The sequence below is a fragment of the Peribacillus sp. FSL E2-0159 genome (genome assembly GCF_038643155.1).
Lineage (GTDB): Bacteria > Bacillota > Bacilli > Bacillales > DSM-1321 > Peribacillus > Peribacillus simplex.
In genome coordinates this window covers 3,528,084-3,551,619 of record NZ_CP152053.1, presented here as the reverse complement: position 1 = coordinate 3,551,619, position 23,536 = coordinate 3,528,084, and the positions used below count along the sequence as shown (strand labels likewise).

Genomic DNA, 23,536 nt, shown 5'->3' with positions numbered 1-23,536 from the left:
ATGCCTACACCGAGCATGGAGGATTACATAGAACAAATTTATTTACTTATTGAAGAAAAAGGATATGCAAGAGTTTCCGATATTGCCGAAAATCTTTCCGTCCACCCATCTTCTGTTACTAAAATGGTTCAAAAACTTGATCAGGAAAAATATTTGATATATGAAAAGTACCGGGGCCTCGTTTTAACTGCAAATGGGAAAAAAGTTGGTAAAAGGCTCGTATACCGTCATGAACTTTTAGAACAGATGCTAAGGTTGATTGGGGTCAAGGAAGAAAATATTTATCATGATGTAGAAGGTATTGAACACCACCTTAGTTGGAATGCCATCGATAGGATTGGAGACCTGGTTGAATTCTTTGAAGAATCTTCTGACCGTGTCGAGGATTTAAGAAAGATACAAAAAAGAAACGAAGAAAATTCAAAATAAGCTGCCGCTGGCAGTTTTTTTTTATGTATTTGAAAATCATCTGTTTTCTTGAACCGGGCATTGTTCATTTTACGAATAAGGTGTACAAGGCAGCGACTTATTAAAAGAGGATTTTTTAATTATGAGCAGAATAGCTATAAAGAAGCCCCGGTATTTTGATTCGGGAAGATATTTTTCAGGAACTTATTTAATTAGGGGTTAAATGGGAGGGTGAATTTCTGATGAATTTACATACATGGCATAAAGAGTCGGAGAAGGAATGGGATGTTTTTGCACCTATGTGGGTGAAGAATTCGCAAGAAATGTGGGAAACGGGGAGCCGGAAAAACATTATTCCTTTCTTTTCTGAATATGTACCTTCGGGAGTGAAGGTGGCTGACATTGGCTGTGGAGATGGAGTTGGTTCCTTGAAATTGGCCGAAGCGGGATTTGAAGTGACCGGAGTTGATTTATCCAATGTGATGATCGAATTTGCAAAGGGAAAAACCGCTCAACTACCAGAACTTTCTTTCCTGCAAGGGGATTTTTATAATCTTCCATTCAAAGATGAAGAAATGGATGCGGCAATGGTCATTAATTCTTTGGAATATACGGGTGAACCATTAACGGTGATGAAGGAAATTCAACGGGTAATAAAGCCTGGCGGTTATGTCTGTTTTGGAATACTTGGTCCAACAGCTGAACCACGAAAAAAATTCAGTTTTCAACGGTTATTAGGAGATAAAGTCATCATGAATACAATGCAGCCTTGGGAATTTGAAAAAATGGCTTTAGAAACCGGATGGAAGGCAGTGGCTGATACCGGAGTTGCAAAGAGAGGGGTGGACTATACAAAACTGGGGCATTTTTCAAAGGAATTAAAGCAAGCTGTATCGTTTATGTGGCTTTTTCTCCTTCAAAAAGAGGTGGAGCAGTGATGGAAAAGTATCAAATCGATCAATTCGTTGAAAAGACGAAACAGCAGGATAAAGGGCAAGGTTTATTCGAACTTGAAACGGAACGAATTCTGGAGATTAATTTGGAACAGCAGATCTGGGCAAAAATGGGGACGATGGTTTCTTATCGCGGACATATTAAATTCGAACGGGAAGGTATCTTGGAGCATGGTCTTGGTAAGCTCTTTAAAAAAGCTTTGACTGGTGAGGGTGCATCCTTGATGAAAGCGACCGGAAGCGGCAAGCTATACGTCGCGGATCAAGGAAAGAAGATTTCCATTTTACAATTAAATGGTGAATCGATCTGTGTTAACGGAAATGATTTACTTGCATTTGAGCCGGGAATTCAATGGGATATAAAAATGATGCGGCGCATTGCCGGGTTATTGGCGGGGGGATTGTTCAACGTAAGGCTCGAAGGGAGAGGCATGGTCGCATTCACTTCCCATTATGAGCCGCTTACTTTAATGGTGGAACATGGGAATCCGGTCTATACGGATCCGAATGCCACAGTGGCTTGGTCAGGGGATTTGCAGCCTGAATTCGTAACGGATGTTTCACTGAAGTCGTTTTTTGGAAGGGGAAGCGGCGAATCCGTTCAAATGAAATTCGAAGGTCAAGGATTTGTGGTCGTCCAACCTTTTGAAGAGGTTTATTTCGGTAATAAGGAATCTTGAAACAAACAACCTGAGTCAGAAACTCAGGTTGTTTCCCATTATTATCGGAATCGGCTGCCCAAAAAACGATTCACTTAAAAGTGAAAGCTTCTTTTTTCTTACCCTTTCAATCCCACTCATAAGGGGTTGATTGGTAGACATAATAGTTCAGCCAATTCGAGAACATCAGGCTGCAATGGCTCTTCCAGCGGTGAAGAGGTACCTTGGTCGGATCGTTATCAGGGAAGTAATTTTCAGGGAGTTGCGTATTGATTCCACGCTCCCTATCGCGCTTGTATTCTTCACCAAGGGTATCGGCATCATACTCGAAATGGCCGGTAACCATAATTCTTTTTCCATCAACTGAAGCAGCAATCAATACACCAGCTTGATCGGACTGTGCGAGAACCTTCAGTTCCGGATGGTTAACTAATTTTTGATAGTCAATATCCGTATGGCGAGAATGAGGGGCCATAAAATAATCATCGAATCCGCGGACTAGATTTTCATTCGGTTCAAGGACCTCATGAGTATATATCCCGAAGCATTTCTCTGGAAGTTCGTATTTGCCTATTCCATAATGATGGTACAGGGCAGCTTGTGCCCCCCAACAAATATGTAGGGTGGATGTGACATTTTCGCTTGACCAGTTCATGATACTCTGCAGTTCTTCCCAATAATTAACATCTGAAAATTCCAGCTTTTCTACTGGAGCGCCTGTAATGATCAAGCCGTCATATTTCTTCGTGCGGATATCATTAAATGATTTATAAAATTGATCTAAATGAAATTTACTTGTGTTTTTTGATTCATGTGTGCTCAAGCGCAGGAATGATATATTTACTTGAATCGGAGTATTGCCAAGAAAGCGCAGTAACTGGGCCTCCGTTTTTTCTTTCTCTGGCATTAGGTTTAAAATTAATATATTCAATGGACGGATTTCCTGATTGGTAGCTCTTTCCTCATCCATTACGAAGATATTTTCCTGTTCTAAAATTTCCCTTGCTGGCAGTTGTTCCGGAATTCTGATTGGCATGATTAGCCTCCTTCTTCAAAAATCATAATATTTTAATTATATAGAAAATTATTGAATAGAAAAGCTATTTTAATAATTTCTTGTAAATCCCGAAGGAAATGGCCTAGGAATGGTAAAATGGGAAGATCATGAATACATAAACTATGAAGGTTGGAGAGGTGTTTTGAGATTGTTTGATCCTACAGCATTTGAGAACATGAAAGTGGTATTGGAAGGAGCGGTTTACGATCGTGACTTCATTGGAGATATATTGGTCATAAACCGTGATGATATAGTGAATCTCTCAACCATGTCCAGATCATATAAGATTGAGATTGAATTGAAAAAACCAATCGTACCTATTTCGATTAGCGGTGCCATTGAGTTACACGCTTCACTCAAGAACCTAAGTTCGGAGTTACTCGATGCCGATAATGATGATATGCATTCGGGCTGCACGGTCAATATTTTCATTTCTTTTCCCAAAAAGCTTGATGAAGTGAATGCGGAACAATTGTTGAACGATCTGGAAAAAATTTGGGGAGATCAGAGAATCATTACAGTGACGACCAGCGATACGGTCAGTAAAAAAATGCTACCCGTTACTTCTTCTATATATAAAGTTTCATTTGGAAGGCTTGTAAAAGAAGAGCAAATGGATGATTTGGAAGACATGGTAGAGTATTTGATTCAATCCATACAAGCAGTGAAGATTCCGGGATGATAGGAAAAGGATAAAAGTTGGTAAACTTACCTTTAAATACGGTAAAATGAATCATCATACTAAAGGGAGAGATCATACATGTCCATTTACGAATTTGAAGTCAATAAAATCAATGGCGAAACCATCTCGCTTGAGGAATATAGAGGGAAAGTGATGATTATAGTGAATACCGCAAGCAAATGCGGTTTTTCGCCACAGTATGATGATTTGCAAAGCCTGTATGTACAATATAAAGAGGATGGGGTTGTCGTGCTTGGTTTTCCATGTAATCAGTTTTTGAATCAGGAGCCTGGTGATGATCTAGAAATCGATTCATACTGCAAATTGAATCATGGTGTAACATTCCCGATGTTTGCAAAAGTGAATGTCAATGGAAAGGAAGCCCATCCCTTATTCAGCTATCTGACTGAAAATGCTCCTGGAGTGATGGGATCTAAATCCATAAAATGGAATTTTACAAAGTTTTTGATTGATCGTGATGGAAATATCGTCAGTCGGTATGCTCCTAAAACAAAACCTTTGGAAATGGAAGAGGATTTAAAAAAAATATTATGAAGAATGATATCGAGTCCAACGTAAGCATCAGTTGGACTCTTTTTTTGAGGTAAGAAATTTAATACATGCATCCGTTTTTTAAAGGGGACAGATGCTTGGGATGTTGAATATAATAGAAGACACAAATAAGGGGGGAAACCATGGAACGAATTGCATGGGTAACAGATAGTACGGGAACTTTAGACGAAGAATTATCATTGAATGAACATGTATACGTCGTTCCAATGGTCGTCATCATCGATGGGAAGGAATATGAAGATGGCGTCGACCTATTACCTGAGGAATTATACCGGCGGATGAGTGAGGAAAAAATCACCGCCACTACGTCACAGCCCTCGGTGGGCAGATTCCAAGAGTTATATAAGGAGCTTGAAAAAAGCTATGATCGAATCATAGCCGTACACCTTTCAAGTGAATTGAGCGGGACTGTTTCCGCGAGCAGGCAAGCTGCACAAATGGTTACGATCCCCGTTGACGTTTTTGATACTTTACTTATTTCCTTTCCAATGCTATTAATCTTGAAAAAGCTCATGCATTATATTGATAATGGCGATTCCATCAATGAGGCCTTCGTCAAAACGAGGATGTATGCGGATAACCATGAAACCTATGTATTAATAGGTTCTTTAGATCAGCTGCACCGCAGCGGCAGGTTAACAAACGCACAGTATATTCTAGGAAGCCTATTGAGCTTTAAACCCATCATTTCAATCGAAAACGGTCTGCTTCATACTAAATCCAAACCTCGGAACCTTAAAAAAGCGGAAAAACAGATCTTCACTGATTTTCGCAGATCAGTCGAAGCGGGAAAAGTAAAAGAATGCACCATATTATATGGTGCAGTTTCGGAGCAGGCACATAGATGGAAAAAGATGATTTCCGAAGAATTTCCACATGTGTTGACCCATGTATCCCCACTGGGCAGTGCCATCGGGGTGCATACCGGTGAACAGACGATTGGGATCAGTTGGTTCAATGAAGATTAAAGCACACCATTATTGAGAACCATGGTAAAATAGAAAGGACATGGAGTGGTGAAATGAAACAAAAGATGATTGAATTAACGGAGAAGTATGTATATGACCAACTGAATTCTGATGCCAGCGGCCATGATTGGTTCCATATCGATCGGGTTCGTAAGCTGGCTTTACATATTGCAAAAGAAGAACGAAAAGGAAATGAGTTCATCATTGAATTGGCGGCTCTGCTTCATGATATCCCGGATGATAAACTAAACCAGGATGCCGATGGAGGCTGGAAAAAGCTTGACGTTTGGTTTGATGAAATAAAGTTGGATATTGATAGTGTGGATGCCATCAAACAGATCATCAATACAATTTCATATAGTGCAGGGCAGTTGAAGCTTCCTTCGATCGAGGCTGAAATTGTTCAGGATGCGGACCGCTTGGATGCAATTGGTGCCATTGGCGTAGCCAGGACATTTGCATTTGGCGGAAAAAAGGGACAACTTATGTATGATCCTGCATTGCCCATAAGGGAAAACATGACCAAGAAGGAATACAGGAATGGTAAAAGCTCTTCCATTCATCACTTTCATGAAAAATTATTGCGTTTGCAAGATATGCTCAATACTTGTACAGCCAAGAAGATTGCAAGTGAAAGGCATGAATTTATGGTTGGATTTTTAGAGGAATTTAATAAGGAATGGGATGTACGATTATGAAAGTTTTTAGCATGGAACATGTAATGAAAACTCAAGGGGAAAAGCTGCTTTTTAAAGATGTCTCTTTTTCCATTACCGAAGGGGAAAAAATCGGGATCGTTGGTATAAACGGCACCGGTAAATCGACATTATTGAATATCATCGCAGGGTTGGAAGACAGTGATTTAGGAACGAAGGATCATCCGAATGATTATACGATTTCCTATCTATCGCAAGATCCGCATTTTGATGAGAAATTGACGATCATGGAATATATGTATGAAAGTTCAACTCCTGTATTTTCATTGATTAAAGAGTATGAAAAGACGCTCGTTCAACTCCAGATAGACCCGCAGAATAGCGCAATACAGGACCGTTTGTTAAAACAGCAGCAGGATATGGACACGCTTGGCGCCTGGGATACTAGTGCCAATGCCAGAACGATTCTGACCAAGCTTGGTCTTCCTGATCATTCAAGGAAATTGGGGGAACTGTCAGGTGGCCAAAAGAAACGTGCGGCTCTGGCAAAAACCTTGATTGAGACCCCTGATTTACTGATTTTGGATGAGCCTACGAACCATCTCGATTTCGAAAGCATCACTTGGCTTGAAGAATATTTGGGGAAATATCAAAAGTCTGTTTTATTTGTAACCCATGATCGATATTTCCTTGATCGTGTGTCCAATAAAATATGGGAAATTGCCCAAACGCAGCTTTTCGAATACAAAGGAAACTATGCTGATTATTTAGAATCAAAGGCCATACGTGAAGAGAATGAATCGGCAGAAAGAACGAAAAAGGAAAGTCTATTCAAAAAAGAACTGGCCTGGATCCGTAAAGGTGCCAAGGCCCGTACAACGAAACAAAAGGCCAGGATCCAACGCTTCGAAACATTGGAATCAGGTGTAAAGGATAAGCAAAAAACCGACAACCTGGAAATGGAATTAAGCGGTGCCCGTCTTGGGAAAAAGGTACTCGAGATGAGGGATGTCTCTAAATCCTTCGGTGATCGAACCATCATCAACCATTTTTCTTTCCTCTTCAAACCAGGTGATCGGATTGGGATCGTCGGTAATAATGGCAGTGGAAAGTCAACCTTGTTAAATATCCTTGCCGGACGGGAATCTATAGAGGAAGGAATTTTGGAAAAAGGGCAAACTGTGAAAATAGGCTACTATACGCAAGAAAGCGTCGATATGGATGAGAATTTGCGCATGATAGAGTATATTCGTGAAACGGCAGATTCAATCGCCCTTAAAGATGGTAGTTTCATATCGGCTGCGCAGATGCTTGAAAGATTCTTGTTTCCAATGGGATCGCATGGGACGCCAATTCGCAAGCTGTCCGGAGGGGAGAAAAGGCGTTTATATCTCCTTAACATATTGATGTCGGCACCTAATGTCCTTCTTTTGGATGAACCGACAAATGATTTGGACACGCAAACCTTGACCGTTCTGGAGGATTATTTAGAAACGTTTTCAGGTGTAGTCATTACTGTATCACATGATAGGTATTTCTTGGATAAAACGTGCCATCAGCTTCTTGTTTTCAAGAATAAAGGTGAAATTGATTTCTATTACGGCAATTATTCAGAGTTCTTGGAAGAAAAGACGGAAGAGGCCGTGCCAGTAAAAGCACCGGAACCTCAGCTGAACAGGACCGAAAAGAAAAAGAAAAAACTAACTTATGCGGAAAGCAAGGAATGGGAAGAGATAGAAGGTAACATGGAACGGGCCGAGCTGCGCCTGAAAGACATTACATCAGAAATGGCAGCAGCGGGAAGCGATTTTGAAAAAGTCCGCCTGCTGCTTGAAGAAGAAAAGGAACTGACGGATAAATTAGACCATTTGATGGAAAGATGGACGTATTTAGCGGAAAAATTGGAAGAAGAATGAGCGTGGTGACCGGTCCAAGTGAGCAAACTTGGATCGGTCTTTTTTTAGCCAATCTCAATTGCATGAGAATCTGTTGCCGATGTGATAATATCTAGTACATGGAAACGTCTTGTAAAAGGAGAGAAATGCATTGAAAATTAAGTCGATAGAACCTACACCAAGTCCGAATACAATGAAAATCAATTTAACTGAAGAGCTATTAGCTGGTAAAAGCAATAATTATAAGAAAGATCAAGCTGACCAAGCACCCCAACTGATCAAAGATTTATTTACGATCGAGGGAGTGAAAGGGGTATATCATGTTGCGGACTTCTTAGCCGTTGAGCGAAATGCGAAATATGATTGGAAAGATATCTTGGTCCAAATCCGTCAGGTTTTCGGGGAAAAAACTGAAGAACAAAATCAACAAACGGCATTAAATGAACATTACGGTGAAGTAAGTGTAGCCATTCAACAATTCAAGGGCATTCCGATGCAAATTAAAGCGAGTGATAGCCAACATGAAAAACGTTTTGCCTTACCGGATTATTTCATAAAGGGCATTGCCGCTGCCCAAAAGGAAGATGATAATGTAGTCCTGCTTCGAAAATGGAAGGATTATGGCGTAAGATATGGTGATATGGAAGATATCGTGAAGGAAGTATCGGATGAGTTGATTGCAGCTTATCCGGAAGAACGAATTAATCGGCTAGTAGCCGCTGCAAAAGAAATAGTGGATACGAAGGAGGCATTTTTGAAACGACCGAAAATTAAACTGACTGCAGAAATGCTGAATGACGAAAGCTGGGAAAAGCGTTATCAGGCTTTGGAACAAATGGAAGATCCAACAGTTGATGATATTCCAGTATTGGATATGGCACTCTCCGACATTAAGGTCTCCATTCGAAGGCTCGCGGTTGTATACTTGGGTATGATCGAGGATAGAAAAGTGCTTCCGAGTTTGTATAAAGCATTGAAAGATAAAAGTGCAGCTGTAAGACGTACGGCTGGTGATTGTTTATCCGATCTTGGCTTTGAAGAAGCGATGGGGGAAATGTCTCAATCACTTTCAGATAAAAATAAATTGGTTAGATGGAGGGCGGCGATGTTTTTATACGAAGCGGGAAATGAAACGACCCTCCCTTATCTTAAACAAGCGGAACAGGACCCTGAATTCGAAGTGGCCCTGCAGGTCAAGATGGCCATTGACCGTATAGAAAATGGGGAAGAAGCAAAAGGTTCGGTTTGGAAGCAAATGACAGAATCAAGACAAGCGAATGACAAGTGAGATTTAATGGTAACTTAATGGGATATAAAATGGTACAGGCAAAAGGCATGCGAATGATTTCATTCGCATGCCTTTTTATTTTTGAAGCGGATCTTCAAGTAGTATGAAATTAGTTCCCCTCAGGTGGAATTCAAAAACATTCAAAATGGCCAATTTTTCGATATACAGAAATTTTTTAGATATAAATTGGATCTCTATTATTTTAGTAAAATGATTTTTGTAGATATTTAGTGTTGAATGGTTGCATTTGTATGTAAATATGTTAGAATTTTTAGAGTATACTAAAAATTATATTATATTGAATCATTAAACATTTAGTGGAAATTGGGGGTACAACAAATGTCTACATCAAATATGAGAAGTGACATGATTACAAAAGGGGTCGATCGAGCTCCACATAGAAGTCTGTTGCGGGCAGCAGGGGTTAAAGAAGAAGATTTCGGTAAACCGTTCATCGCGGTTTGTAATTCATATATCGATATCGTTCCAGGTCATGTCCACCTTCAGGAATTCGGAAAAATAGTGAAGGAAGCGATTCGCGAAGCAGGCGGTGTTCCTTTCGAATTTAATACGATTGGAGTAGACGATGGAATTGCGATGGGTCATATTGGTATGCGCTATTCATTGCCAAGCCGTGAGATCATCGCAGATTCCGTGGAAACTGTTGTATCAGCACATTGGTTTGACGGTATGGTTTGCATTCCAAACTGTGACAAGATAACGCCGGGAATGATGATGGGAGCACTTCGTGTCAATATTCCTACAATATTCGTAAGCGGCGGACCCATGAAAGCAGGTAAAGATAAAAACGGTAAATCTCTTTCATTAACATCCGTTTTTGAAGGGGTGGGTGCTTATCAAGCAGGTAATATCAATGAAGAAGATTTGCAGGAAATCGAGCAAGTTGCCTGCCCTACTTGCGGTTCTTGTTCAGGAATGTTCACTGCAAACTCCATGAACTGCCTGGCTGAAGGATTGGGACTTGCGCTTCCGGGAAATGGAACGATTTTGGCGGTAGCCGAAGAACGTAAGGAATTCGTTAAGAAATCCGCTAAACAGTTGATGGAGATAATCAAACAGGATATCAAGCCTCGTGATATCGTAACGATTGATGCAATTGATAACGCATTTGCATTGGATATGGCGATGGGCGGTTCTACCAATACCGTTTTGCATACACTTGCATTGGCACATGAAGCAGGTTTTGAATATCCAATGGAACGCATTAATGAAATAGCCAACCGCGTACCGCATTTAGCGAAGATCGCACCGGCTTCCGATTATCATATTGAAGATGTACATAATGCCGGTGGTGTAAGTGCCGTCATTAATGAGTTACTCAAAAAACCAGGTGCCTTTAATGGAGACTGCCTTTCTGTCTCGGGTAAAACGCTCCGCGAAAATGTTGTCGGTTGTGAAATATTGGACAAGGATGTTATCCATCCGTTGGATAATCCGCATTCTGAGCGTGGCGGGCTTGCGGTATTGTTTGGTAACCTTGCTCCTCAAGGCTCCATCGTAAAAGTGGGGGCGGTTGACGAATCAGTTGGTGGCTACCACAGGGGTCCTGCCATTTGTTTCGATTCCCAGGAAGATGCACTTTCCGGGATCATTACTGGAAAAGTTAAAGAAGGGGATGTAGTGGTCATTCGTTACGAAGGACCTAAAGGTGGGCCGGGTATGCCGGAAATGTTGGCACCCACTTCCCAAATCGTCGGGAGGGGACTTGGAGCGAAAGTCGGTTTGATCACTGATGGCCGTTTTTCAGGCGCATCCCGAGGCATCAGCATTGGTCATATATCCCCCGAAGCAGCTGAGGGAGGCCCGATCGCCTTTGTTGAAGATGGAGATATCATCGAATTGGATTTGAATAATCGTAAAATCCAATTGGAAATTTCCGATGAAGAATTCGAAAAACGCAAAGCCAATTGGAAAGGCTTCGAGTCAAAAGTCAGGACAGGATATTTAGCGCGTTATTCCAAACTTGTGACGAATGCGAGCTCAGGCGGAGTAATGAAAGTTTAAGTTAAAAGGATGACTAAAACATGGTGGCAGAATGAAAGAGGATTCTGTCACCATGTTTCTTTGTGAAGAACAATTAAATTTTCCAAAGCTTTAAGCGTCATTTTTGCATATGCTCTCAAGAATATAGTATGATTATACTAAATGAAGAATTGTAACCAAGGAGGTTTTTTTTATGTCGATGGCATATGATGAATATATGAAACAAATGGTGAAACCAATGCGTGCGGAACTGGTGCAAGCTGGTTTTGATGAGTTGGAATCCGCTGAAGCCGTTGAAAACTTTATGGAATCGGTAGAAGGTACAACACTTGTGGTCGTGAATTCAGTTTGCGGCTGTGCTGCCGGGTTAGCCCGTCCAGCTGCTACTCAAGCCGTACTCCAAGCAGACAAAAAGCCAGATCATTTGGTAACTGTATTTGCTGGCCAAGATAAGGAAGCAACAGCTAAAATGCGGGAATACTTCGATGGAATAGAGCCTTCTTCACCATCCATGGCTCTTTTAAAGGGCAAAGAGGTCGTACATTTCATTCCACGCCATGATATAGAAGGACAGCCAATGGAAGCTATTATGGAAAATTTATTGGCAGCTTTCAGTCAAATAAATAAGTGATGTAGCGGAATGTCCTGGAAACAGGGCATTCTTTTCAAATTTAAGAGAGTATGAAGGGGTAGGATTCATGTTTGTCACAACAGTAGGAAGAGCCGATAAAGAAACGATGATATTAGCCAAAAGATTAGCTGAAGAATTACATATCCCCTTTATAGCCCGAAGAAAACGGTCGGTGAGAGATATCCAATCGGAACAGAATGAAGATGATTGCCTTGTTTTTGGTAAAAAGAAGATGGAGTTATATCGATACCAGGAAAAAGAACCATTCTTTTTTCACCCGAACCTGGCGATGATCCGTCTAAAAAGAATAGTTCGCGGCGAAAGTGATCCATTTCTCATTGCCGGAGATATAAATGAAGGGAATTCTGTGCTCGATTGTACCTTGGGCTTGGGCTCTGATGCAATTGTCGCAAGTTTCGCAGTGGGTGAACATGGACAGGTTGTCGCATTGGAAGGAAATCAATATTTGGCCTTGCTCGTGAACCATGGGATGAAGACATGGGACGATGCAGAAGAAAAAATGATTTCTGCGATGAGAAGAATAGAGGTCATGCAAGGTGATCATTACGAAATTTTGAAAACATTGCCCGATAATCATTTTGATGTCGTATATTTCGATCCTATGTTTGAAGAAACGATTCAGGAATCAAATGGAATTAGAGGACTGACTCATTTTGCGGAAGGTAAGGATTTATCTGTGGAAATAATGAAAGAAGCCAAGCGGGTTGCGCGCAAGAGAGTCGTGTTGAAAGACCATTTTCGCAGCTCCCGCTTTGAGGAATTTGGATTTGAGGTAATAAAGAGAAAAACATCCAAATTCCATTTTGGCTTCATTTCCATCCAGTGATCACGATTTATAATCTGTTTCGTCCAGACCCATGGCACAGCCTTCTCGGCTAGAATCGGCAGCACCATAGTTCGAGCCATCAGGGTTGATTTGAATCGCTTGGACATTCCCTATAGAGTGAGGAACTTCATTAAAGGCGAAGCCCATTGATTCCAAGTGGCCTTTGCTAGTCATATCCATTCCAGGCTCCCATTCAATATGAGGGCCCATTGGAGTGAAAATTCTAGGTTCTTCGATGGCAACTTTCAAATTCATTTTTAAATCGAGGACATTGATGATAGTTTGTACGACTGAACTGATGATGGTTGGTCCTCCAGGTGAACCTAACGTCAAGATCGGCTCGCCGTCTTTAAAGATGATGGTCGGGCTTTTACAGCTGACGGGGCGTTTATTGGGCTGCACTTCATTCATGCCGCCTGGAATGGAATCAAAATCAGTCAGTTCGTTATTCAGCATGAAACCATAGTCGGAAACCATGATGCCTGATCCGAATGGATGTTCCACTGTAGAAGTGCATGCTGCGATATTGCCCCATCTGTCACGGACAGTGAAGTGTGTCGTTTCACTGATATCTTCTTCATTAGGCTGCGGAATGACTTCCCTTTGTTGCACGGAATCATAAATCCAAGGGTTTCCGAAGTCAATGGCATTATTCCTTGCTTTGAAATTAATAAATGAGCGGCGTTTAGCAATATACTCATCATGCATGAGACCTGCCAATGGCAATTCGGCAAATTCAGGATCAGCGAGAAATGCCTTTTTGTCTGTAAAAGCCAGACGCATCGCTTCTGCTATTAAATAATATTTTTCCCAAGAACGGACGTCATATTGTTCTATATGGAAGCTCTCCAATATTTTCAGGATTTGGATGACCGTGAATCCGCCAGCACTTGGGGCATTTGATGATGCAATTCGATAATCCTTATAATTCCCATATATTGGTTCATCGATTGTAGCTTTATAGTCTTTTAAATCAGAAAGCTCCATGAACCCTCCAAGTTCCTGTATACATGAAATGATGCCCTCTCCGATTTCACCTTCATAAAAAGCGGAAATTCCTTCACGTTGTAAAATCCGATAGGTATTCGCCAGTTTTTCTTTTATCAGCAAATCACCTTCCTGATAGGGTTTTCCTTTTGGCATAAAGAATTTACGCGCTTCATCGCCTAATCGATATTCAAAATTTTTAAGAGCATCGCAAAGAACCCAATTGACGGGAACCCCTTTTTCAGCAAATTCAATGGATGGCTCGATGAGGTCAGCTAATGGCTTGCTTCCATTTTCGGTGAGTGCTTTATCCATAGCTTTCAGTATTCCGGGTATGCCAACAGCTGTAGCCTTGATTGATCTTTCTTTAAATGGGATGACTTCTCCTTTTTCATCAAGAAACATGTCTCGATGTGCGGCTTTAGGTGCTCTTACATGGCCATCGTATATTTTCGTTTCCTTATCTTTAGCGTTATATACCATAAGGAAACCACTTCCGCCGATACCAGTCATCATGGGTTCCACAATATTTAGGGCAAATTGGATGGCGACCGCCGCATCGACAGCATTTCCACCTTCACGTAATATTTTTTCCCCTATGGAAGTGGCTACGGGATGAGCTGTAACGACCATACCTGCGTTTCCTTTCGCTGTTTCCCTTTTGTAATCCTTATCTTTAATGTTTTCATTGTTGTTTTCCAAAATGATTCCTCCATTATTCAGCCCTTTTATCTGCCAAAAGGTAAGTCTTATGTTTGAGTGAAAAGAAAACCTTGCCATTGTAGAAAAATGACAAGGTGATTTTTCGTAGGTATTCATTTATTCTTAATCAGCAAATGATAAATATACGAAAAATGCTAATGTTACAAGACATAAAGCCACCATGGCAGTCGAAGCCATATAAGACCCCTCCTTAAAAAGACTTGAATCTAATTAAGTTCTCCAAAAATCGTCAAAATCCTTCATAATATTGTAAAATTGTTGATATTTAATAAAAAAGTACGGGTTCATAAGGTTTATATAGGTATTTATCCTTTTTTTTGATTTTTAAAACATGGGTAACTATATATTCGTAATTACCAAAAAATAAAAGTATACTAAATATAAAGACAATACAAAAAAAGGAGGGGGAGTGTGAGTTGAAAGCAGCGGTTTGGTTCAGGAAAAGTCTCGTCATTTTAGTATCCGTTTTGACGTTTGGTCTTGTCACTCCTTCAGATCTGGCGTGGCTTGCGGAAGCCGATTCGTTAAAGGATACTAAAAAAGGGTTAGTGGAAGAAGAGGGATTAGCCTATCTTCCTTCGCAGAATTCAACTGAAGAGGAATTCAACCGGGAAGAATTTTTATCGGGCATTCTGAATAAGGCGGAGGAAAACGCTTTTATGAAATTTGGCGATAAGATCAATCCTAAAATTGGCGATGAGTTCAAAATGGCCATATTACCAAAAATGGAAGAAGCCATTACAGAAATGGCTGCTCAATTTCCAGATGAAAAATTACAGCAATTAACCATCACTGAGCAGCCGAGTGCGGGCAGGGCCGAGAAAATATTTCATATTTATGATTCCAACAGCGGCAAGGATATCATCAGATTCCATGTCAGGCAGGAAAATCCTCCACTAGAAGGGTATTGGTTCGATTTTCACTATCATACCCATCATGATTCATTTGCCACCCATTATAATATAGGGAAAATATATTGGGATAAAAATACGCCGCCAGAGTGGACGAGTAAACAAAGGCTCTCATAGTGGTTGGTTTCGTTGATTTTATTTTAGTGTAAGAGTATGATGAAAAGAAAATGAATTATTAATAAGCATCGAATGATACGTTGTCATGCAACGTATTTATTTTGTGTGTAAATAAAAGTAGACTTTTTATCATAACGGGGAACAATGTTATTTTAAAAGGTTTTCTAATTTTGCTGTTATAGTAGCAGAGGAGTCTTTATCATGTCAGAGTTGTTAAATAACATCATACAAACGTATGCTCAATTTTTTGACTGGCATATGTGGGTGGAGGTTTTATCCGACCCGGTGAGCTGGGGATTGATTGGAACGCTCGTATTAATGGAAGGATTGCTATCGGCGGATAACGCTTTGGTATTAGCTGTAATGGTCAGGCACCTTCCGGAAAAACAACGGAAAAAAGCACTTTTTTACGGTTTATTAGGTGCTTACGCTTTTAGATTTATAGCGATTGGAATCGGTGTATTCCTCATTAAGCTTTGGTGGGTGAAAGTGATTGGAGCCGCCTATCTTGGTTGGCTCTCATTTAAATACTTTAGGGATAAAAGAAAAAAACAAGCTGATGAAGATATCCAGGGAATGAGTAAAAACAGCTTACTGATCCGTATGTTTGGTGCATTTTGGGGAACGGTTGCAGCTGTAGAATTGATGGATATAGCATTTTCCGTCGATAGTGTCTTGGCCGCATTCGGAGTGAGTGAAAAAGTCTGGGTCCTTTTGACAGGCGGAATGATTGGTGTCTTGATGATGCGGGGAGTGGCGGGTTTATTTCTAAAATTGATAGATAAGGTTCCTGAACTGGAAACTGCCGCATATGTCCTTATCGGATTCATTGCAATAAAAATGTTAATGGCCGTTGCTAGAATCGAAATCCCGCCTCCGATCTTTTTTGCCTTTATTTTGCTGATTTTCGGCACCACGATCGTATTTCATTTGAAGAAAAGGAAAAGGCTCAAGGAACATGGTTGAGCCCTAGTTAAAAAGCTGTCATCAAAAATGATGTCAGCTTTTTGTTAATTAAAGAGTTTGGATTGGTCTCATCGCGATCCACTTTCACGATTTTTTTTATTTCTCTTAATTAGACCTCTCCAATTTCAATTTTTAACCATTTCCCGATCTCTCCATGGCCAGTTAGTATTTTTCTTTAATTTCATGGCAGCAAAAATCAGCATCGCCTGCATGTCCATTTTTAAAGTCCTTTAAAAGTCGTCCAACCGAATGCTATGTTTTTCTTTTGCATTAGCGAATAAAAGTGCGGTACTTTATCATGAACTAGCAACGCTCGTTAGTGAAAGAAGGAGAATTAAATTTAGTGAAGAATTATTCTTGTTACGATTGGTATCTTACCTGGAGGAAGTATCAATGGAATTAACGATGGTTTATATGAGGAAATATCAAGTTTATGTTCCGAGGGGGATCAGTTGGTTGATGAAAAAACAGCGTAACATTATTTTATACATTGGCACTTCAATTGATGGCTATATTGCAAATGATGATGGTACATTAGAGTGGTTAGAATCAACAGAAGTAGAAGGAGATTCTGGCTACAATTCACTTTTAGAAAGAATTGACACTGTTGTCATGGGAAAAGGAACTTATGATGTCATTCGTGGATTTGATATGAAATACCCTTATAGTGATTATGAAAATTATGTATTTTCTAAATCAGTAAGTGGATCAGATGAATATGCTTCATTTATTGATGAAGATGTCAAAACTTTCATTAAAAATATAAAACAAAAGCCTGGTAAAGATATATGGTTAATTGGTGGAGGAAACTTAGCTCGTGAATTTTTTAAAGAAAATTTAATTGATGAATTCCAACTAGCCATTGCACCAATTATTTTAGGGAAAGGAATCTCCCTTTATATCGGAGATGATATTACTCTAAAATACACATTAACCAAAGTAGAAAAATTAGGTCAACTTGCTATGCTTCATTATATAAAAAAATAATTTTCATCATCTTTCCCTTTTTTTAGCGGGGCAAGTTTTTGCCTTTTCAACTACTTTTTTACAGAAAACCGTTCAAAATTAATGGATGTTCATATAACTAACGGTGAGCTTTAGTACAATTAGTTAATAAAGATAAATATGGGGAAGAGCACAGTTTAATGAACGGTGCTTCAGTTAGTAGACAAAAGGGGTTCGGAATTAAAAAATTCCGAACCCCTTTTGAAAATCATTTCAAGTTGATCTCGCTGAATAGAATCATGTTTAGAAAGCATCCTCATCACCTCAAGTTTTAATAATTCTATTTCAAAAAAATAAAGACTTTAGGTAAAAGGGTTCAATCTAAAAGTTAAAACAAAGTTGATTGGAGCGGAAGGTGCGAGACTCCTGCGGGAAAAGCGCGTCCAGGGGAGACCCCACAGGCGCAAAGGCGCCGAGGAGGCTCCCGGACCGCCCGCGAAAAGCGAGTGCCTGGAGCGGAAATCAAAAATTGTACACCCATAAAAAAACTGTAGGCAAACTCGATTTTCATCGAGTTTGCCTACAGTCAGTGCTGACATCAAAAATGATGTCAGCTTTTTTTTAGGAAAATATCAAGTATTTGAAGAAGGGCTGTAAATGTAGTGAAGAAAAGTAAAGGCAATAAAAAGTTAAGCCAGAGAGAAGACAATAGCGGATGCAGCAGTATGCCAAAGAAAATGGAGAACAGAAAAAGGTCGAGAATGATAAACACTCTTAAACTGTAAATATCAAGGACTTCTTCAGCAAGTTCACGGTGCTCATTCAAGATGGCTTTTTTATTATTGGTTTCCATGCGATCACCTTAAACCTTTTACGTTTATATACTGTTGATATATGAAAAGAACGGATTAATGGTTCTTCTCCTAATGATTGTGCAACCGAAATTACCAAAAAAACATAGAGTTTTTACAATAGGACAATATGTTATACTAATATAATAGTATGAAAGATTTAGAGATTTTAAATTACATATATTTTCTTAACAATAATGTGGAATAAAGAAAGGGGAGAGGAGTGTGAAAAGGAAGAAATGGTTATCCATACTTGCATTATTTGTCTTTTTACTCTCAATGCTCTCCTATTCATTAGCGAAGGGTGAAGGAGTAAAATGGCGGAATTTACCCAAAGATAATCTTTTAAGACAAGCGGAACTTTTTAAGGGAAATAAAGAATTGCAAAGAATATTTTTATTTCCAGAAGAGGAGTACGATGAAGGGGAAGCACTTAAAATTGCTGGAACCATTAATAAACTGCCTCATTCCCTTTTGGTGAAAACTGCTGAAAGTGGTGTGAGGATCAAACTGTTCGATGGTGATTTAACAGAAAATCAATCCGCGGCAAAATTAAAGGGGAAAACTCCGCGGGGGTATTTGAATAAAGAAACAACTTGGGATGATGTGCCTGGTATGGGCGGATCACATACGGTATTGGTTAAAATCGGAGCAAGTGACAAGGGCAATGGGCATGGCTCCGTTAATTTGGAATTGCATGAGCTGGGGCATTCAATTGATAATATAGTGTTTGATGGAATCCGTGAAGACATGGATTATTTGAAGATTTGGGGGAAGGAAGTGGATGGGCTGTTTCCTGGACAGACGTATTTTTCCAATTACCCTGAGGAATACTTTGCAGAAACGTTTGCCATGTTTTATGTGAACAATGAACAAAATCAATTGCTAAGACAAAAAGCACCCAAGACTTATAATTTTATTAAACAATTAGATTAAACATTGGGCAATAATACGTTAAAATAAGGAGAATGAAAGTAGAAAAGGTGGTTTATCATGAAGCAATATTTAGATTTATGTAAGCATGTACTCGAAAATGGATCGCAAAAAGGTGATCGTACGGGAACAGGAACGATCAGTACCTTCGGATATCAAATGAGATTCAATTTGAAAGATGGATTCCCAGTACTTACAACGAAAAAGGTTAGTTTAAAAGCGATTATCCATGAACTATTATGGTTTTTGAAGGGTGATACAAACGTTGGCTACCTTCAGGAAAACAGCGTGCGCATTTGGAATGAATGGGCTGATGAAAAGGGGGAATTAGGTCCGATTTATGGTCATCAATGGCGTTCTTGGGGAACGGCCGATGGAAGGCAAATCGACCAAATCAGTGAATTGATCGACCAAATCAAAACGAATCCAAATTCAAGAAGATTGATAGTCAGTGCTTGGAATGTTGGGGAACTGGACGAAATGGCCTTGCCGCCTTGCCATGCTTTCTTTCAATTCTATGTGGCTGATGGCAAGCTTTCATGCCAGCTATACCAACGTTCAGCGGATGTCTTCTTAGGTGTTCCTTTTAATATAGCTTCGTATGCGCTCTTAACGATGATGATCGCACAGGTGTGTGATTTGGAAGTTGGCGAATTTGTACATACATTCGGGGATGTCCACATCTACTCTAACCACCTTGAACAAGTGGAACTTCAGTTGACTCGTGATCCTAAACCATTGCCAATCATGAAAATCAATCCAGATGTGAAAAATATCTTTGATTTTAGCTTTGAGGACTTCGTTCTGGAAAATTACGAAGCCCATCCTCATATAAAAGGTGAGGTAAGCATATGATATCGTTGATAGTGGCTATGGATCAAAATCGTGTGATAGGTAAAAATAATAAACTGCCATGGCATTTACCGGCAGATTTGCAGTATTTTAAACAAGTGACGATGGGCCATCCGATCGTCATGGGCCGAAAAACATTTGAATCGATCGGCAGGGTCCTGCCTGGCCGGGAAAATGTTATCGTTACCCGCAATCAGGATTTTAAAGCGGAAGGCTGCGAAGTTTTACATGATATTGCCCAAATCAAAACGTTTGCAGATAACCATGATGAGGAAGTATTCGTGATTGGCGGAGCCGAAATCTTCAAGGAAATCCTTCCTTTTACCGACCGTCTGTATATAACGGAAATTCATGAAAACTTTGAAGGTGATACTTTCTTTCCCGTGATTGATGAAAATGAATGGGATAAAATCTCCTCAAACCCAGGCAGCATCGATGAAAAAAATCGGTATGCACATGATTTTATTATTCTACAAAAAAAATAAAGTGCTAATCCGATTATGGGGAAATGACCATAATCGGATTTTTTTGGTATGAAACGAACAAAAGCAAGAATTTTTAGAAAAATCAATTACATTAATAACAGTAAAGTGCTATAATGATTGAATTCATTAAGGAAGGAAATGAGGGATTTTATGAATCAGACTGCATCTAAGAATAGGGGGATTCAATTGGAAGATATTCTAATTGCCTATAGAGAACTGAAAGAAATCGTTTTGCATACTCCTTTACAAAAAAATCAGAGGCTCTCTGAAAAATATGATTGTAATGTTTATTTAAAACGCGAGGACCTACAACACGTACGTTCCTTTAAATTAAGAGGGGCTTACTATAAAATGAAAAGCCTGACCGAGGAAGAGACGAAGAATGGAGTCGTTTGTGCCAGTGCAGGAAACCATGCACAAGGAGTAGCTTTTTCCTGCAGCCAATTAGGTATCCATGGGAAAATTTATATGCCTGCTACAACTCCAAGGCAAAAAGTCGATCAAGTGCAGTTATTCGGAAGGGATAATGTGGAAATCATCCTTGTCGGGGATACTTTCGATGATGCATTTGCCATGGCGATGAAATGCTGTGAAAAAGAAGAGCGTTCCTTTATCCATCCATTTGACGATGAAAAGGTAATCGCCGGGCAGGGTACAACGGCTGTAGAAATCCTGAATGATTGTGAAGATGGAATCGACTATGTATTTGCCGCTATGGGCGGTGGCGGTTTAATGGCCGGAGTATCGAGTTATTTCAAATCGGTTTCCCCAAATACGAAATGCATTGGAGTTGAGCCGCAAGGTGCTGCTTCGATGGAATACTCCTTCAAGGAAGGAAAAGTTTCTGAGCTTGAAAACATAGATACATTCGTTGACGGGGCAGCTGTCAAGTGTGTGGGACAGTTGACATATCAGCTTTGTAAGGAAAACCTGGAAGATATCGTTGTCGTACCTTCGGGCCAAATCTGCACGACGATTCTCGATTTATATAATCAGCATGCGATTGTCGCTGAACCGGCAGGGGCTATATCTGTAGCCGCGTTGGATTTATACAAGGAACAAATCAAAGGCAAAACGGTTGTATGCATGGTCAGCGGAGGGAATAACGACATTGGGCGTATGCAGGAAATTAAGGAGAAATCCTTATTATATGAAGGGCTGCTTTATTATTTTATCGTGAATTTTCCACAACGTGCAGGAGCTTTAAGGGAATTCCTTGATGAGGTGTTAGGACCGAATGACGATATAAGCCGTTTTGAATATACGAAGAAAAATAATAAAGAAAGCGGTCCGGCCCTGGTTGGTGTAGAACTAAAAGATAAAAATGATTATGATGGGCTCATTCAGAGGATGAACAAGAAAGGATTCTCTTTCGTAGAGGTCAATAAAGACAGTAATTTATTTCACTTATTGATTTAATCATGGATTAAATGTTAAATTAGGATAGAATAATACCTATGTTTTTACATATTATTCTGCCGGCCCAGTCCTATATGGGCATACTATCGATAATTGTTACCATTCTATGACGAATTGCCAGTTTCCTTTCAATTGGTTGGAAATGGTATTATAATCGGGGTAGGTCTAATTACAACACCAAAGGGGATGTATCCATGTCGAACATTGGAGTACCTGGTCTAATTCTCATCTTAATATTGGCTTTAATTATCTTTGGGCCGAAGAAACTTCCAGAAATTGGACGCGCATTTGGACAAACACTTCGTGAGTTTAAAAAGTCCACGAGTGATTTAACAAAAGGTGATTATGAAGAGGATAAGAAGCTACAACAAAAAAATCATGAATGATTGAATGCTGGGCGTAAGATGGAATCGTCTTGCGCCTTTTTGCTGGAACAAAGATACGGATTTTCAGATGAAGGCGTGATCAACTTTGGAAGATAAAGAATTAAATATCATCGATCATCTCGATGAATTGAGAAAACGGCTCATCATAACGGCTGTTGCGTTTGTCATCTTTTTTATCGCCAGTTTTATTTATGTTGAGGAGATTTATAATTGGTTCGTGAAAGATCTCGATTTTGACCTGATGGTATTGGGACCGAGTGATATTATCTGGATTTACTTTATGCTTTCAGGTGTCGTAGCCATTGCGGCAACGATACCGGTAATTGCTCTGCAAATCTGGTTATTTGTTAAACCCGCTTTGATGCCAAATGAAGTAAGGGCGACCCTTGCCTATATTCCAGCACTTTTCCTGCTTTTTATCGGAGGGCTTGCTTTCGGTTATTTTGTCATCTTCCCGACCATTCTTCAATTTTTGATTGAATTGGGCGATGGGATGTTCATAACCAGTTTTACAGCGGATAAGTACTTTTCATTCGTATTTAATATGACGATACCTTTTGCTGTTTTATTCGAGCTTCCAGTCGTTACCATGTTTTTGACCTCACTTGGCATAATTAATCCTTATGTGCTTCAAAAGTTAAGGAAATATGCATACTTTGTACTGGTTGTCATTGCGATATCGATTACACCGCCTGACTTTATGTCAGACTTTATGGTGATGGTTCCACTGCTGTTATTATACGAAATCAGTATTTCTTTATCTAAAGTCGTCTATAAACGAAGGGTGAAACGTGAAAGCTTGCGGGAAGGCACCTACGAGGAAGGTTTATAAAAAGAAGCCCATAATGGCATTTTGCCCTTATGGGTCTTTTTTTTAATGAAAGTCAATCTGATTTATCTGTTTTTTTACACATTTGAATATTTATACTTTTGGATTTATTGTGTATAATATAAGCAATCGGTAAAAAATGAGGATTGATATTTTGATGTTCAAATGCTTGGAATTCAAAGATTGTTTTGGACATAAGGTCACAATTTCAGAAATACCTGTCTTACTGCCTAGTGATCCGAATTTTTTTATGTTGACCGTGCGTTTGGAAATATTTGTTAAGAAGGTTTTTGCCAATAAAGATCATAAAGAAAATTACTCATTTAAGCATTATTTAGCATCTGTACTCAAATGGCCCGTTTATAACAAGCTTTTTTTTGGAAGTTTACTCAATAATGCTTAATGCGGACTGTTCCATAGCTAACTTCTCCGTTAAAAGAGATGACACGAATGCCATGAAGTTACGAATAAATCGGCATGTGTTCAGGTTAGCTCCATGGAACGGTCTTTT

General features: G+C 39.7%; 25 protein-coding genes. 22 read left to right on the top strand and 3 right to left on the bottom strand.

From position 1 onward, the window contains the following. The 3 genes from mntR to NYE63_RS17270 all read left to right on the top strand — a co-directional run bounded on the left by mntR (nucleotide 1) and on the right by NYE63_RS17270 (nucleotide 2,041). The gene (mntR, locus tag NYE63_RS17280; RefSeq protein ID WP_342602046.1) at nucleotides 1-429 is read left to right on the top strand and encodes a transcriptional regulator MntR; all 429 of its coding nucleotides are present in this window, start codon (nucleotides 1-3) and stop codon (nucleotides 427-429) included. 221 nt (nucleotides 430-650) lie between these two features. After that, nucleotides 651-1,346: a class I SAM-dependent methyltransferase gene (locus NYE63_RS17275; RefSeq protein WP_342602045.1), complete on the top strand. Its 696-nt coding sequence runs from the start codon at nucleotides 651-653 to the stop codon at nucleotides 1,344-1,346. Then, nucleotides 1,346-2,041: an AIM24 family protein gene (locus NYE63_RS17270; RefSeq protein WP_342602044.1), complete on the top strand. Its 696-nt coding sequence runs from the start codon at nucleotides 1,346-1,348 to the stop codon at nucleotides 2,039-2,041. The genes NYE63_RS17275 and NYE63_RS17270 overlap by 1 nt, the downstream gene beginning before the upstream one ends. Nucleotides 2,042-2,147: 106 nt before the next feature. Here the strand turns inward: NYE63_RS17270 and metA are convergent, their stop codons facing one another. Continuing rightward, entirely contained in the window at nucleotides 2,148-3,056 is a 909-nt protein-coding gene (gene metA / locus NYE63_RS17265; RefSeq protein ID WP_098369307.1) for a homoserine O-succinyltransferase, read from the bottom strand. A 169-nt stretch (nucleotides 3,057-3,225) separates the two neighbouring features. Between metA and NYE63_RS17260 the strand changes: the two genes are divergently transcribed. The 9 genes from NYE63_RS17260 to NYE63_RS17220 all read left to right on the top strand — a co-directional run bounded on the left by NYE63_RS17260 (nucleotide 3,226) and on the right by NYE63_RS17220 (nucleotide 12,621). Then, nucleotides 3,226-3,759, top strand: coding sequence for a hypothetical protein (locus tag NYE63_RS17260; RefSeq protein WP_342602043.1), 534 nt, complete (start codon nucleotides 3,226-3,228; stop codon nucleotides 3,757-3,759). A 78-nt stretch (nucleotides 3,760-3,837) separates the two neighbouring features. Beyond that, nucleotides 3,838-4,314 carry a glutathione peroxidase gene (locus NYE63_RS17255; RefSeq protein ID WP_063234347.1) on the top strand — a complete coding sequence of 159 codons (477 nt, stop codon included), beginning with the start codon at nucleotides 3,838-3,840 and terminating at the stop codon, nucleotides 4,312-4,314. 140 nt (nucleotides 4,315-4,454) lie between these two features. Beyond that, nucleotides 4,455-5,300, top strand: a complete 846-nt coding sequence (locus NYE63_RS17250; protein WP_342602042.1) for a DegV family protein — start codon at nucleotides 4,455-4,457, stop codon at nucleotides 5,298-5,300. Between the two features lie 53 nt (nucleotides 5,301-5,353). Continuing rightward, the gene (locus NYE63_RS17245; RefSeq protein ID WP_342602041.1) at nucleotides 5,354-5,998 is read left to right on the top strand and encodes an HD domain-containing protein; all 645 of its coding nucleotides are present in this window, start codon (nucleotides 5,354-5,356) and stop codon (nucleotides 5,996-5,998) included. Continuing rightward, nucleotides 5,995-7,872 (top strand): ABC-F family ATP-binding cassette domain-containing protein, encoded by a 1,878-nt coding sequence (locus NYE63_RS17240; RefSeq protein WP_342602040.1) that lies wholly within the window; start codon nucleotides 5,995-5,997, stop codon nucleotides 7,870-7,872. The genes NYE63_RS17245 and NYE63_RS17240 overlap by 4 nt, the downstream gene beginning before the upstream one ends. Before the next feature lie 130 nt (nucleotides 7,873-8,002). Then, nucleotides 8,003-9,139 (top strand): conserved virulence factor C family protein, encoded by a 1,137-nt coding sequence (locus tag NYE63_RS17235; RefSeq protein ID WP_342602039.1) that lies wholly within the window; start codon nucleotides 8,003-8,005, stop codon nucleotides 9,137-9,139. Between the two features lie 354 nt (nucleotides 9,140-9,493). Then, on the top strand, nucleotides 9,494-11,164 hold the full coding sequence (ilvD, locus tag NYE63_RS17230; RefSeq protein WP_342605804.1) for a dihydroxy-acid dehydratase: 1,671 nt from the start codon (nucleotides 9,494-9,496) through the stop codon (nucleotides 11,162-11,164). A 172-nt stretch (nucleotides 11,165-11,336) separates the two neighbouring features. After that, on the top strand, nucleotides 11,337-11,774 hold the full coding sequence (locus NYE63_RS17225) for a BrxA/BrxB family bacilliredoxin (RefSeq protein ID WP_342602038.1): 438 nt from the start codon (nucleotides 11,337-11,339) through the stop codon (nucleotides 11,772-11,774). A 67-nt stretch (nucleotides 11,775-11,841) separates the two neighbouring features. Next, nucleotides 11,842-12,621: a class I SAM-dependent methyltransferase gene (locus tag NYE63_RS17220; protein ID WP_342602037.1), complete on the top strand. Its 780-nt coding sequence runs from the start codon at nucleotides 11,842-11,844 to the stop codon at nucleotides 12,619-12,621. Here NYE63_RS17220 and ggt read toward each other — a convergent pair whose 3' ends face one another. Beyond that, on the bottom strand, nucleotides 12,622-14,310 hold the full coding sequence (ggt, locus tag NYE63_RS17215) for a gamma-glutamyltransferase (RefSeq protein WP_342602036.1): 1,689 nt from the start codon (nucleotides 14,308-14,310) through the stop codon (nucleotides 12,622-12,624). It lies immediately after the preceding gene. Nucleotides 14,311-14,747: 437 nt separating this feature from the next. Here ggt and NYE63_RS17210 point away from each other — a divergent pair, with 437 nt between their 5' ends. The 3 genes from NYE63_RS17210 (at nucleotide 14,748) to NYE63_RS17200 (ending at nucleotide 17,312) form a co-directional block, all read left to right on the top strand. After that, nucleotides 14,748-15,359 carry a YpjP family protein gene (locus NYE63_RS17210; protein ID WP_342602035.1) on the top strand — a complete coding sequence of 204 codons (612 nt, stop codon included), beginning with the start codon at nucleotides 14,748-14,750 and terminating at the stop codon, nucleotides 15,357-15,359. Between the two features lie 201 nt (nucleotides 15,360-15,560). Then, on the top strand, nucleotides 15,561-16,325 hold the full coding sequence (locus NYE63_RS17205; RefSeq protein WP_342602034.1) for a TerC family protein: 765 nt from the start codon (nucleotides 15,561-15,563) through the stop codon (nucleotides 16,323-16,325). Nucleotides 16,326-16,718: 393 nt separating this feature from the next. After that, on the top strand, nucleotides 16,719-17,312 hold the full coding sequence (locus NYE63_RS17200; RefSeq protein WP_342602033.1) for a dihydrofolate reductase family protein: 594 nt from the start codon (nucleotides 16,719-16,721) through the stop codon (nucleotides 17,310-17,312). A 568-nt stretch (nucleotides 17,313-17,880) separates the two neighbouring features. Here the strand turns inward: NYE63_RS17200 and NYE63_RS17195 are convergent. Next, entirely contained in the window at nucleotides 17,881-18,123 is a 243-nt protein-coding gene (locus NYE63_RS17195; protein WP_342602032.1) for a hypothetical protein, read from the bottom strand. A gap of 223 nt (nucleotides 18,124-18,346) precedes the next feature. Between NYE63_RS17195 and NYE63_RS17190 the strand changes: the two genes are divergently transcribed. The 7 genes from NYE63_RS17190 (at nucleotide 18,347) to NYE63_RS17160 (ending at nucleotide 23,428) form a co-directional block, all read left to right on the top strand. Further along, nucleotides 18,347-19,057: a toxin gene (locus NYE63_RS17190; RefSeq protein WP_342602031.1), complete on the top strand. Its 711-nt coding sequence runs from the start codon at nucleotides 18,347-18,349 to the stop codon at nucleotides 19,055-19,057. Between the two features lie 57 nt (nucleotides 19,058-19,114). After that, a complete protein-coding gene (locus NYE63_RS17185; protein WP_063234359.1) occupies nucleotides 19,115-19,909 on the top strand; it encodes a thymidylate synthase in 795 nt (264 codons plus the stop codon). Beyond that, entirely contained in the window at nucleotides 19,906-20,391 is a 486-nt protein-coding gene (locus tag NYE63_RS17180; protein WP_342602030.1) for a dihydrofolate reductase, read from the top strand. The genes NYE63_RS17185 and NYE63_RS17180 overlap by 4 nt, the downstream gene beginning before the upstream one ends. Before the next feature lie 150 nt (nucleotides 20,392-20,541). Next, entirely contained in the window at nucleotides 20,542-21,810 is a 1,269-nt protein-coding gene (gene ilvA / locus NYE63_RS17175) for a threonine ammonia-lyase IlvA (RefSeq protein ID WP_342602029.1), read from the top strand. A gap of 194 nt (nucleotides 21,811-22,004) precedes the next feature. Continuing rightward, on the top strand, nucleotides 22,005-22,196 hold the full coding sequence (gene tatA, locus NYE63_RS17170; protein WP_034307557.1) for a twin-arginine translocase TatA/TatE family subunit: 192 nt from the start codon (nucleotides 22,005-22,007) through the stop codon (nucleotides 22,194-22,196). 85 nt (nucleotides 22,197-22,281) lie between these two features. Then, nucleotides 22,282-23,028 carry a twin-arginine translocase subunit TatC gene (tatC, locus tag NYE63_RS17165; protein WP_063234362.1) on the top strand — a complete coding sequence of 249 codons (747 nt, stop codon included), beginning with the start codon at nucleotides 22,282-22,284 and terminating at the stop codon, nucleotides 23,026-23,028. Nucleotides 23,029-23,164: 136 nt separating this feature from the next. Next, nucleotides 23,165-23,428, top strand: a complete 264-nt coding sequence (locus tag NYE63_RS17160; protein ID WP_306668291.1) for a DUF2535 family protein — start codon at nucleotides 23,165-23,167, stop codon at nucleotides 23,426-23,428. Nucleotides 23,429-23,536 lie beyond the last annotated feature (108 nt).